This is a genomic window from Paenibacillus sp. FSL M7-0802 (assembly GCF_038004945.1).
In the GTDB taxonomy this organism is placed as follows: domain Bacteria; phylum Bacillota; class Bacilli; order Paenibacillales; family Paenibacillaceae; genus Paenibacillus; species Paenibacillus polymyxa_B.
Genome location: NZ_JBBOSD010000001.1, coordinates 6154336 through 6166320, shown reverse-complemented (window position 1 = coordinate 6166320; position 11985 = coordinate 6154336). Strand labels below are relative to the sequence as shown.

The following is an 11985-nucleotide window of genomic DNA, read 5'->3' as shown; positions in this document are numbered from 1 at the left end:
CTTCCTCTCCAGGTTGAAGCTTGATGAAGTATGGGATAAGAGAAAATACGCATAAAGATTTTATGATCATGTGGTGAGTTTTATGCTGTATGCGTCAGATCTGTAAACTGTGCCTGAATGATTAGAGCTAAATCGTGTGGACTCAACTCCAGTTGGGTCCCAATTTTCCCACCGCTCACAACGATGGCTTCCAGTTCCAATGCAGGCTGGTCGATAAAAGTGGGGTAGAGCTTTTTCATTCCTATGGGGGAGCAGCCACCGCGAATATATCCCGTATACTTTTGCAAATCCTTAACTGGAAGCATTTCAATTTTTTTCTCTCCCGCGGATTTGGCTGCTTTTTTGAGATCAAGCTCTTTATGTACAGGAATCACAAAAACAAACAGATTTTGTTTGCCATGTGCAACCAAAGTTTTGAAAACCATTTCCGGGGCTCTCTCGATTTTCTCAGCCACATTCATCCCGTCTATTTTTCCGTCTTGATGATCATAACTCAAAATATTGTATTGTATATGTTGCCCGTCCAATATGCGCATGGCGTTTGTTTTGCTGGCACTCATCTTATTTCTTCCTTTCTTTAGAGTTTTTCCAAGTGATCCACATAATCCTTTGCATCCTTAAGGGAAAGATCCTTAGCGGTTCTCAGCTCTTTTATGGCTTGAATCTTTTTACCTTCCCTAATTAGCAGGAGCAACCTTTCATTGATATCTTCTGAAGCTCCTGCATCTAGAATATGTGGAGGAGTGGCAGCGATGGTACCTGACAGCGATGCGCCTTGTATTCCTGAACGATTTTCAAGACGCTCCACGTCGGATTTCAAGTCATTAAGCCGAGATTGAAGGCTGTAGACCTTAATTAAAAGTATGACGGAGAGGAGCAACGCGATTATTGCTATATACTCAATAGCTGACAACAGAATCCCCCCAATTTCACTTAGTTTCATCGCAAAGATGCCGCACTAAAAATTTGATTCTTATTTCTAGTATAGCATGATGATCGAAGAGAAGAGGAAAATGTGTACAAATTGACTTTTTGCAGGCAGAGCGTTATATTACAACTTATTATAAACCTTTTAATAAATACTGGAAAAGGAGTGTATTCAAATACAACCAGTCTCCAATAATACCATTCGGGTTAAACAAATTAATGTAGAGTTAGTTAAAAACACACTGAAATCCAAGGAATATGCAACCAAGTCATCCATAGCCAGTATCACAGGTCTTAGTGTGGCAACTTGCGGAAATATTCTGAATGAGCTTCTTCAAACCGGGGAAGTATTAGAGACGGAATTGGAAGAGTCGAATGGCGGACGTCCGGCTAGACGTTACAAATATAACGCTGACTATTCTTATATTATCTGTTTAAATGTGAAAACGGAAGGCGGTATACATTCTCTTACTTATGCTGTTGCCAATTTGCTTGGTGATATCATCATCGAGAATACTTCCAATGTACCTCATATTGATTATGAGGTCATAGAAACCCAAATTGGAGAGCTGATTAATAACTATGGAAACGTCAAAGCCATTGGGATTGGCATCCCCGGGGTTGTTCATCAAGGGATTATCGATGTTTGTGATCTCGACCTGCTCATAGGAGTCCCTGTAGGTCCACGGCTTCAAGATAAATACGGATTAGAAGTTACCATTGAAAATGATATGCATTTGACAGTCTACGGATTTTATAACATGCAGAATTATGATGAGGATAAAACCTTTGCTATTGTTACGTTTCCCAAAGACAATTTCCCCGGCGCGGGTTTTATTGTCGATGGACATTTGTTAAAAGGAAATACCAAATTTGCTGGGGAGGTTTCCTTCTTACCCTTTGATTTAACAAGAGAGGAACAGCTTAAACAGTTAAATAGCACAGAGGGATTTGTTCCTTTGGCGATCAAAACGATAACTTCCATTATTGCGATTATAGATCCTGTATCTATCGCTTTGACTGGAGAGTTATCCAAGCCGACTCTGTTGGACGATATTTATAACGGCTGTCTAAAAGATGTACCCAAAGAACATATGCCCGAGATTTTTGTGAAAAACGATACGCATGATGAATACATGCGTGGGTTGATTTCGGTGACCCTTGAAAGTCTGACGTACAATTTGCAATTGGTGGAGAAAAGGAAATAGGGCATCGTTTAATAAAGCATGAGAGGATGAGATTAATGACTCAAAAATCGATTGCATGGACTACAGGGACATGGACTAATCACCCTGTATCATCCATAGAAGAAGATCAGTTCCTTAAAGTTGAAACCAGAGAAGGAAGCGACTACTGGGAAAAAACTTTGTATGGATTTGAACGCAGTAGCGGACATTCCCTGCTTACAGACTGGGAAGAAGGCTCTGCCATCGAAGTCACGTTTCAATTAGGCTCATTTACGGAGCTCTACGATCAGGCAGGTATAATGCTGTATCAAGGACAGCAAAAGTGGATTAAAGCCGGAATCGAATTAAATGATGGAATTCCTCAACTGGCAGTCGTAGTCACGGATGGCTATTCCGATTGGTCATTAGCTCCTGTACCTGATTGGGTAGGGAAAAATGTGACGATTCGTGCTTCACAGCTACAGGATGCAGTTATCATTAGAGCCCGAACCGAAAATCAAAGCTGGCGCACCGTACGTGTAGCACGTTTTCCTTATGAAACGGGACAACAGGCGGGTCCTTTTGCCTGCGCGCCGACTCGAGCCGGTTTTCAGGTTATCTTTACTCGCTGGGTAAGCACTGAACCAGATAGAGACATTCATGTAGATCCGCCATTTGAAGAATAGCCATTTTACTCAATAATAGAAGAGTTATAAATATGGGGGTAATTATTGGAGATAATACAATTATAAGCTCTGGAAGTTTTTAAAATAATACTTGACATGAAACGCGTTACAAACCTTAAGATTCAGTTAGAAGTACTTTATAACACATTAGCATAGAGGTAACGTATTTCTATCCTAGTTAATGAAAAACATCAGCAAAGGCGGAGAAAATATGAGTACACAGTTTCCAAAAGATTTCCTGTGGGGCGGAGCAGTTGCTGCTAATCAGCTCGAAGGCGCTTATCAAGAAGATGGAAAAGGCTGGTCCATTCAGGATGTAACTCCTCGTGGTGGCTGGGGGCCCGTTACGGATGTACCAACAGAAGATAACATGAAGTTGATCGGTATTGATTTTTATCATCATTATAAAGAAGATATCAAACTTTTTGCAGAAATGGGCTTCAAAGTATTCCGTACTTCTATCGCATGGTCACGTATTTTCCCTAAAGGTGACGAACTGGAGCCTAACGAAAAAGGCTTGCAATTTTATGATGATTTGTTTGATGAACTTCACAAATATGGAATTGAGCCACTCGTTACATTATCTCACTATGAAACACCTTTACATTTGTCCAGAGAATACGATGGTTGGGTAAACCGTAAGCTTGTTGATTTTTATGAGCGCTATGCTACAACTGTATTTAATCGCTACAAAAATAAAGTTAAATACTGGTTGACTTTCAATGAAATCAACTCCATTCTTGAAGCACCATTCATGAGTGGAGGAATTAGCACACCAAAAGATCAACTTAGTGAGCAAGATCTTTATCAAGCTATTCACCATGAGCTTGTAGCGAGTGCAAGAGCAGTAAAAATCGGTCATCAGATCAACCCTGATTTCAAAATTGGCTGTATGGTGCTGAGCATGCCTACTTATCCGCTGACACCTAATCCGGACGATGTGATTGCTGCGATGGAATTTGATCACAGAAACATGGCATTTGCCGATATTCACGCAAGAGGTCAATACCCAGGTTACATGAAACGTTTCTTTAAAGAAAACGGAATTTCTATTCACTTTGAACCAGGTGATGCCGAAGATTTGAAGCATACCGTTGATTTTATCTCGTTCAGCTATTATATGAGTACTTGTGAGACAGCTGACGAAGCTAAAAAAGTCAAAGGTAAAGGTAACATCCTTGGTGGTGTCAGCAATCCGCATCTCGAGGCAAGTGAGTGGGGCTGGCAAATTGATCCGCAAGGTCTGCGTTATGTCCTGAATACATTCTATGATCGCTTCCAAAAACCACTGTTCATCGTTGAAAATGGCCTGGGCGCCGTTGATGAACTGATCACGAATGAAAAAGGCGAAAAAACGGTTGAAGATGACTACCGAATCAACTACCTGAATGATCATTTGGTTCAAGTTGGAGAAGCTATTGAGGACGGAGTAGAGGTTTTGGGCTACACGTCTTGGGGATGTATTGACCTTGTCAGCGCATCGACCGCTCAGCTTAAAAAACGTTATGGCTACATTTACGTAGACCGTCATGATGATGGCAGCGGTACACTTGAAAGATATCCGAAGAAATCGTTCCATTGGTACAAAGAAGTTATTGCTACGAACGGTGAAAGCTTGAAACGTTAATTTATAAATAAACCAGTGATTAAGTATTAAATTTACAATGAAGGCTTATAGATAGCGACCGCTTCTTCTCTTTTACGAAGCGGTCGCTAATTTTTTAGGGGTATTAGCAACCGGGTTACAAGCTGAGGACGAAAGAGCTTTCATGAATGATTCGTAAGCGTTATTTATTGGTAATTGATGATAAATAGATTGGACAAAAATTAATTACTGAGATATATTGAGACTTATTAAAACGTTAATAATAACGATGTTAAAAATTGAGTCCAGTATAAATTAATGATGAGGGCTGCAGAAGGAGGAAAATAATGAAGATTGAGCATGTAGCGATCTGGGTGAGAGACTTAGAAAAGATGAAAAGCTTTTACGAGCAATATTTTGATGGAAAATCTAACGATAAATATTATAACGCTACAAAAGGATTTGAGTCCTATTTTATCACCTTTGAGGATGGAGCAAGGTTAGAGGTTATGCGTAAAACGGGAGTAGATCATTCACCACAGATAAATATTACGGGCTGGGCTCATGTGGCATTTTCCGTTGGAAGTAAAGCACGGGTGAATGAAAAGACAGAGCAGCTCATGCATGCAGGATATGAAGTTGTGGGTCAGCCAAGATTGACAGGTGACGGCTATTATGAAAGCGTAATTAAAGATCCAGAAGGTAATTTGGTGGAAATTTCAATGTGAGTAGCTTTCCAGTTCTGAAGAGTGAGCATGTGGAATCCTACAATGAAGCTTTAAAAGAAATCTGAATTCTGTATCTAAATAAGCAAAGCGAGGATGGACATGACAGAAAAAGAAAAATCACAACTAGGACTCCTATACAATGCTAATTATGATGAAGAGTTAATTGAAGAACGTTTACACGCTAAAGTTCTCTGCCACGAATATAATCAGCTCCATCCTAGAAATATCGAAGAACGAGAAACACTCATCAAAACTTTACTTGGGAAAACAACTGATAGATTCTTGATTGAGCAACCTTTCGTATGTGACTATGGCTATAACATTGAAATCGGTGAAAATTTCTATAGTAACCATAATCTAGTTATGCTTGATGGGGCAAAAATCGTTTTTGGTGATCATGTGTTCGTTGCTCCTAACTGCGGCTTTTATACTGCGGGTCATGCTCTTGATGTAGAACAACGTAATGAGGGATTGGAGATTGCATTTCCAATTACAGTCGGCAATAATGTGTGGATCGGTGGTAATGTCAGCGTTCTGCCTGGTGTTACTATAGGCGATAACTCCATTATCGGTGCAGGAAGTGTTGTTACCAAAGATATCCCTTCTGGTGTGATTGCTGCTGGAAACCCTTGCACGGTAATCCGTAAAATCACCGAAGATGATAAGACCAAGTATAAAAGGAACTAACAATAAACTACAGCTCACTCGGAGCTGTAGTTTATTTTCTTAAAAGAGTATTATCAAACGAGAGAAAATTTTTGCACAGATTTGTTCAGGGAATAATGCAATAATGTACTTAAGTGGAATGTTTTTAGCCTATTCAGAAAGGAAAGAACAATCATGAAATTGATGTTTATTTCAGATATTCACGGCTCGCTGCACTGGTTGCAATTGGCACTGGAAAAGTTCAGGGAGGAGAAAGCCGATCGTCTTGTCTTGCTCGGAGATTATATGTACCACGGACCACGTAATCCGTTACCAGAAGGGTATAATCCGGCAGAAGTGGCCGCTCTGCTGAATAAGTACAAGTCCCACATTGCGGTTTCTGTGCGCGGGAATTGCGATGCAGAGGTGGATCAGATGCTACTTGAGTTTCCTATGATGGGTGATTATGCTTGGCTGTACCATGAAGGACGGAGAATCTATGTCACGCACGGACATGGCTTTAGTATCGGAAATTTACCACCACTGGAAGCGGGAGATGTGTTCATCCAGGGACATACTCATATTCCGGTAGCGGATGTGGAAAATGGGGTCTTTATACTGAACCCCGGCTCGATCTCGCTGCCAAAAGATAACTATCCATCCTCTTACGGTGTGCTGGAGGGAGCACATTTCACTGTGAAGGATTTTGATGGGAATACGGTGAAAGCAATCACGTTTTCAAAGTAATTTACCCAAATGTGATTGTAAATTGTTAAAACTTTTCCGCTTCGATTGAGACAAAGATCATATTATTGTATGATAGGAGCGGAGTCTACATTATGAAAAAGAAAGAGAGCTTCAATACATGCAAATTAAGGATTCACATTATAAGATGCCGCCTGAATGGGCGCCACATGAACGCACGTATATTTCTTGGCCTGTAAAATCTTCAATGGTTTACCCGAATATGCATGCTGATGTATGCAAGGGCTATGCCGGAATTGTACGCGCCATGGCGGAATTTGAACCAGTTACTGTGGTCGTAAATCCGGATGATCTGGAGAGCGTTAAGGCGCTTGAACTTGGGGAACGTGTAGAACTGCTGCCGATTGAACACAGCGATGCGTGGCTGCGTGACAATGGCCCTACTTTTCTCACAGACGAGCATGGTCAGCTGGCAGGTGTAAACTGGAAGTTTAACGCCTGGGGTGGTAAATACGCTCCATGGGACCTGGATGATCAGGTTGCGCCGCAAATTTTGGACAAACTTGGAGTTCCACGGTTTGATGCACCGCTTGTGATGGAAGGCGGCTCACTGCACGTAGATGGCGAAGGCACACTGATTACAACCGAAGAGTGTTTGCTCAATTCTAACCGAAATCCGGAATTAAGCAGAGAAGAAATTGAACGGTATGTATGTGAGTATACAGGTGTAGAGAAAATAATTTGGCTAAAACGTGGTCTTAGTGGCGACGAAACAGATGGCCATGTGGACAATATTGCTTGCTTTGCAGCTCCTGGCAAGGTCATTATGCAAGTATGTGATGATCCTGAGGATGAAAATTACGAAATCACGCAGGAAAATCTGCGTATTCTGGAACAAGCAACGGATGCCCAAGGCCGTAAGCTGGAAGTGATTCGGATCGGTCAGCCGCCGCGTGTGGATTATGAAGACAGCCGATTGACACTGAGCTATATTAACTTCTACTTTGTGAATGGCGGTATCATTTTGCCAGTGTTTGGCGGCACTGCCGCTGAGAGCGATCTTGCAGCTGAGCAAGTGCTGGAAAATGTATTTCCAGATCGCACCATTCGGACTGTAGACGGTATGGCGGTCATCCGTGAAGGCGGTAACGTACACTGTACGACCCAGCAGATGCCTGCTTTAAAGCGTTGAACGATACAACATCTAAAAGGAGGACTAAAGTGAGAAAAGTAAAAGTGGCAGCGACTCAAATGAGCTGCTCTACCAATATCGAAGAAAATATAAGCAAAGCAGAGAAGCTAGTACGTGGAGCGGCTGCGCAGGGCGCACAAATTATTTTGCTGCAGGAGTTGTTCGAGACTCCATATTTCTGTCAGAAGGAAAAGTCTGATTATTATTCATATGCAACTGAGCTGGAGCACAACAAGGCGGTTAACCATTTTAAGAAGATCGCCAAAGAATTACAGGTTGTGCTGCCCATCAGTTTTTATGAAAAGAAAAACTACGCGCGCTACAACAGTCTTGCTGTCATTGACGCAGACGGTGAAGTGTTGGGTAAATACCGCAAAAGCCATATTCCGGACGGTCCTGGGTATGAGGAAAAATTTTATTTTAATCCGGGCGATACCGGTTTTAAAGTATGGAATACACGTTATGCCAAAATTGGGGTAGGCGTGTGCTGGGATCAATGGTACCCTGAGGCGGCCCGCTGTATGGCGCTTATGGGCGCAGAACTTTTGTTCTATCCGACAGCTATTGGCTCGGAACCGCAGGATTCTGCCATTGATTCCAAAGATCACTGGCAGACTTGTATGCTGGGTCATGCTGCTTCCAATCTGATTCCAGTCATTGCTTCCAATCGGATCGGAACTGAAACAGACGAGGACTCCAGTATTACATTCTACGGTTCATCCTTTATTGCCGGGCATCAAGGTAACAAGATCGCAGAAGCGGGTCGTACCGATGAGGAAGTGCTTACTGCTGAATTTGACCTGGATGAGCTGGAAGTAGGACGGATTGAATGGGGCATTTTCCGTGACCGTCGTCCTGAACTGTACAATATGATTGCCACCTATGATGGTGATTTAAAAGTATAATCTAGACAAGTCTCCCTTGACGTCAAGCTGAGGTGTTTCCTTTCTTTGGACTCACCCGGCTTTTCGGGCAGGGGATTTTTGGTTTCTGAATGGAATACTTCTAGTGATGGATAGGAGGAAGGAAAATAGAAATGAGGCGTAAGGGTATAGACCAATCGCTCGCACAGTTCACAACTTCGAATCTCTCCTAAAGCCACAGCCTACGTACCTTTATTCAGAAAAAATGGATATGCCACAATGTGTGGGCTGCTGGACAGATATGTTAGGGAAGGGATTTTGGAGCGTGTACCCAACGGTTTCAAAAGAACGGATCGGTAGATGGTCCGGAATATAAGCATGATTTTTCACACTAAAGGAACATTTCTCATAGGATTGTTCCTTTTTTATGTCTAAATCCAGTTAATCTATAGACTGAAACTATGATTTGATACATAAAATAGCATTAGAATTTATGGATTAGATGATATAAAATCAAGTCATAAGGAATGATCGTACTCAATAACATCTCGATATTCCCAAAAGTGAAAAAAATCACATATGAGAATGCTTTAATGGAAGCTTGAACATGAAATTTGTAAACTCGCAAGGAGGAAGAACAATGAACCACTATCCTGCTATCTTTGAACCTCTAACCATACGACGCATGACCTTGAAAAATCGGATTGTTATGCCCCCGATGGGAACTAACTTTGCTGCCATGGACGGAAGCTTTGTTCAGGATCATATTGACTATTACGTGCAACGGGCCAAAGGTGGTACCGGCTTGATAACAGTAGAAAATGTTTGTCTGGATTTCCCGATGGGTACAAACGGAACAACCCAGTTGCGTATGGATAACGACCAGTTTATTCCCGGACTGTTTAGATTAACAGAAGCCCTGCACTCTTATGGAGCCTGTGTTTCTGTACAAATTAACCATGCGGGTGCTTCGGCTTATGCGGGACGACTGAACGGAGTTCAGCCTGTATCTTCTTCGAATATTCCTTCTAAAAAGGGCGGAGCTATTCCAAGACCTCTGCAAAAAGAAGAAATTTACGCCATTGTGCGCAAATACGGAGAAGCAGCGGGAAGAGCGCAACGAGCAGGATTTGACTGTGTTGAAATTCATGCGGGACACTCCTACTTGCTGAGTCAGTTTCTTTCACCGATGTATAATAAACGCACGGATGAATTTGGCGGAAGCGCAGAAAACCGTACTCGTTTTGCCAGATTAGTCATTGATGAAATTCGTTCAGTGGTCGGCCCATTTTTCCCTATTTGCTTACGTTTTAGCGCGGAAGAGTTCACAGAAGGTGGGAACACACTGGAAGATACACTCGAGTTATTGGAGTATCTTAATGATGAGGTAGATATTCTGAACGTTTCTGCTGCTCTGAATGATTCGATCCAGTTCCAGATTGACGGGATGAACCTGCCGGATGGTTGGCGCTCATATATGGCTAAAGCGGTAAAAGAAAAATTCGGGAAGGTCACGATGACCTCAGGTAATATTCGGAGCCCACAGGCTGCGCAGGATATTTTGGAGAGAGGTGACGCTGATCTGCTGGCTATGGGTAGAGGGTTGATTGCAGAACCGAACTGGGTGCTTAAAGTGCAAAACGGCTACGAACATTTGCTTAGAAAATGTATCTCTTGCAACATTGGTTGTGCCGATCATCGTATCTCCAAAAGTAAACCGATTTGCTGTACGGTAAATCCGGATCTGTTCAAGGAAGCTGAATACCGGAAACAACGTGTTAAAAATAATGTTCAGGTTGTTGTTATTGGTGGGGGCACTGCTGGCATGGAAGCAGCATGTACGGCAGCTGAAGTAGGCTGCAAAGTAACCCTCTTTGAGGAGAAACCAGAGTTGGGCGGCTTGGCTCGTGATATTGCCCGCTTGCCGGACAAAACACGTATCAATGATTTCCCTGATTATCTGATTCAACGCACCAAACAGTTAACAAATCTTAACATTGTAACAGGGACCCGAGCCGATTTGGCGATGATTAGTGCCCTGAATCCTGATATTATTGTCAATGCGACGGGGGCCACACCACTTCTTCCGCCAATTGCAGGTTTGCATGAACAACTGGGCAAACCGGGCACAAAAGTGTTCTCTATCTTTGATCTTTTGCACAACATGGAGAAATTCCAGGAGTTTGAAGGTAAACGCATTGCTGTAGTTGGTGGCGGAGCTGTGGGACTGGATGTTGTCGAATATTACGCAGAGCGTGGGGCACAAGAGGTTTCCATCATTGAGATGATGCCGCTACTGGGTAAAGACCTGGATATGATTACTCGCATTTCTATGATGAAAATGGTAGAGGAGCGGGAAGTGAACGTCCATACGGAAACAGCTTTGACAGAAGTGTGCAGCGACCGCTTCAAAGTAAAGCATGGAGAACAGGAGTTTGAGATTCCTTTTGACCTTGGATTCGTATGCTTGGGTATGCGTTCGTACAGTCCGCTGATGGACAGCTTGCTCGAATATGGTAAAGAACATCAAGTAGAAGTTATTAATATCGGGGATAGTAAACAAGCTCGTCGTATTATTGATGGCACACGTGAAGGTCGCAATATTTTGAAAACCATTCAACGGGTTGACGAATTTAAACATGAGTTTTCTTATTCTTACTGATTTGACAATACAAGTGATGGGTGTTCACGATGGCAACTCAGTGAATATTGAGGTTGAAGAGACGACTTGTCTTTTCAGCCTTTTTTATTTGAGTTTTTCCTGGAAGAAGATTGATTCCTCTGTCATTTCAAAGGTAAACTATGGAAAGCAAATATAGTAAGTAAGGCTATCTTAACGTGGGGGGATGAGCGTGAATCGACTCTTTAGTGAAATACCGGGTGCCAGCATGTGGAGCAGCGTGGAAGAGATTCATAAAGGCTGGTCTAGTGACAAAAAATATTATATTCAAACCACTGACGGTAGGGAATTGCTGCTAAGAATGGCGAATATGGTTCATTATGATAAAAAGAAACGCGAGTTTGAAGCTGTAACAAAGCTGGATCACGTGGAGAATCTGTTCATGTCCAGGCCGCTTGAATTTGGGATTTGTCATGATGGTCAATCTGTGTATTCTCTGTTCACCTGGATCGAAGGGAAAGATGCTGAAGAGATTATCCCCACGTTAACCGCAGCACAACAGTATCAACTCGGAGTTCAGGCAGGAGATGCACTAAAAAAAATGCATGAGATTCATGCGGAGCAAGATCGAGTCCCATGGGCTGAACATTATAATGCCAAAATCAACAGATATATTACAAACTATAAGTCATGCGGTATTCCCCTAAAGGGAGCAGATCAAGCCATAAGCTTTATTGAGAAAAACCGCCATCTATTAGAAAATCGTCCCCAGACTTTTCAGCATGGAGATTATCATGTAGGCAACATGATAATCCTTGCTGTAAATTACCTCGGAAATCCTTATGTATCAAGGGATTCGTATCTCTAA

The 11985-nt window shown here is 42.3% G+C and carries 12 protein-coding genes; 10 read left to right on the top strand and 2 right to left on the bottom strand.

Going from position 1 to position 11985, the window contains the following annotated elements; all coding sequences use genetic code 11:
- Positions 1-80: 80 nt before the first annotated feature.
- Both ybaK and MHB54_RS28145 read right to left on the bottom strand, forming a co-directional pair.
- Complete coding sequence (ybaK, locus tag MHB54_RS28150) at positions 81-560, bottom strand: Cys-tRNA(Pro) deacylase (RefSeq protein WP_023988482.1); 480 nt, start codon at positions 558-560, stop codon at positions 81-83.
- Positions 561-577: 17 nt separating this feature from the next.
- A complete protein-coding gene (locus MHB54_RS28145) occupies positions 578-943 on the bottom strand; it encodes a ribosomal protein L7/L12 (protein ID WP_068938727.1) in 366 nt (121 codons plus the stop codon).
- Between the two features lie 283 nt (positions 944-1226).
- On the opposite strand from MHB54_RS28145, the gene MHB54_RS28140 reads away from it, so the two are divergent.
- The 10 genes from MHB54_RS28140 (at position 1227) to MHB54_RS28095 (ending at position 11985) form a co-directional block, all read left to right on the top strand.
- Positions 1227-2135, top strand: a complete 909-nt coding sequence (locus tag MHB54_RS28140; protein ID WP_025721092.1) for an ROK family protein — start codon at positions 1227-1229, stop codon at positions 2133-2135.
- A 35-nt stretch (positions 2136-2170) separates the two neighbouring features.
- Positions 2171-2779: a DUF1349 domain-containing protein gene (locus MHB54_RS28135; RefSeq protein ID WP_013310225.1), complete on the top strand. Its 609-nt coding sequence runs from the start codon at positions 2171-2173 to the stop codon at positions 2777-2779.
- A gap of 211 nt (positions 2780-2990) precedes the next feature.
- A complete protein-coding gene (locus MHB54_RS28130) occupies positions 2991-4406 on the top strand; it encodes a glycoside hydrolase family 1 protein (protein WP_023988485.1) in 1416 nt (471 codons plus the stop codon).
- Between the two features lie 305 nt (positions 4407-4711).
- Positions 4712-5092 carry a VOC family protein gene (locus MHB54_RS28125; protein ID WP_023988486.1) on the top strand — a complete coding sequence of 127 codons (381 nt, stop codon included), beginning with the start codon at positions 4712-4714 and terminating at the stop codon, positions 5090-5092.
- A 99-nt stretch (positions 5093-5191) separates the two neighbouring features.
- A complete protein-coding gene (locus MHB54_RS28120) occupies positions 5192-5779 on the top strand; it encodes a sugar O-acetyltransferase (protein WP_076160911.1) in 588 nt (195 codons plus the stop codon).
- A 153-nt stretch (positions 5780-5932) separates the two neighbouring features.
- On the top strand, positions 5933-6484 hold the full coding sequence (yfcE, locus tag MHB54_RS28115; protein WP_023988488.1) for a phosphodiesterase: 552 nt from the start codon (positions 5933-5935) through the stop codon (positions 6482-6484).
- A gap of 118 nt (positions 6485-6602) precedes the next feature.
- The gene (locus tag MHB54_RS28110; protein ID WP_076295886.1) at positions 6603-7634 is read left to right on the top strand and encodes an agmatine deiminase family protein; all 1032 of its coding nucleotides are present in this window, start codon (positions 6603-6605) and stop codon (positions 7632-7634) included.
- Between the two features lie 29 nt (positions 7635-7663).
- Positions 7664-8539 carry an N-carbamoylputrescine amidase gene (aguB, locus tag MHB54_RS28105; protein WP_264453817.1) on the top strand — a complete coding sequence of 292 codons (876 nt, stop codon included), beginning with the start codon at positions 7664-7666 and terminating at the stop codon, positions 8537-8539.
- Between the two features lie 598 nt (positions 8540-9137).
- On the top strand, positions 9138-11159 hold the full coding sequence (locus MHB54_RS28100) for an NAD(P)/FAD-dependent oxidoreductase (RefSeq protein WP_025721079.1): 2022 nt from the start codon (positions 9138-9140) through the stop codon (positions 11157-11159).
- Between the two features lie 190 nt (positions 11160-11349).
- Positions 11350-11985, top strand: a complete 636-nt coding sequence (locus MHB54_RS28095; protein WP_340982128.1) for an aminoglycoside phosphotransferase family protein — start codon at positions 11350-11352, stop codon at positions 11983-11985.

Coding starts and splice junctions, on each gene's coding strand:
- MHB54_RS28125 (WP_023988486.1), top strand. CDS start 4,712: ATGAAGATTGAGCATGTAGCGATCTGGGTGAGAGACTTAGAAAAGATG.
- MHB54_RS28145 (WP_068938727.1), bottom strand. CDS start 943: ATGAAACTAAGTGAAATTGGGGGGATTCTGTTGTCAGCTATTGAGTAT.
- ybaK (WP_023988482.1), bottom strand. CDS start 560: ATGAGTGCCAGCAAAACAAACGCCATGCGCATATTGGACGGGCAACAT.
- MHB54_RS28130 (WP_023988485.1), top strand. CDS start 2,991: ATGAGTACACAGTTTCCAAAAGATTTCCTGTGGGGCGGAGCAGTTGCT.
- yfcE (WP_023988488.1), top strand. CDS start 5,933: ATGAAATTGATGTTTATTTCAGATATTCACGGCTCGCTGCACTGGTTG.
- MHB54_RS28110 (WP_076295886.1), top strand. CDS start 6,603: ATGCAAATTAAGGATTCACATTATAAGATGCCGCCTGAATGGGCGCCA.
- MHB54_RS28135 (WP_013310225.1), top strand. CDS start 2,171: ATGACTCAAAAATCGATTGCATGGACTACAGGGACATGGACTAATCAC.
- MHB54_RS28100 (WP_025721079.1), top strand. CDS start 9,138: ATGAACCACTATCCTGCTATCTTTGAACCTCTAACCATACGACGCATG.
- MHB54_RS28120 (WP_076160911.1), top strand. CDS start 5,192: ATGACAGAAAAAGAAAAATCACAACTAGGACTCCTATACAATGCTAAT.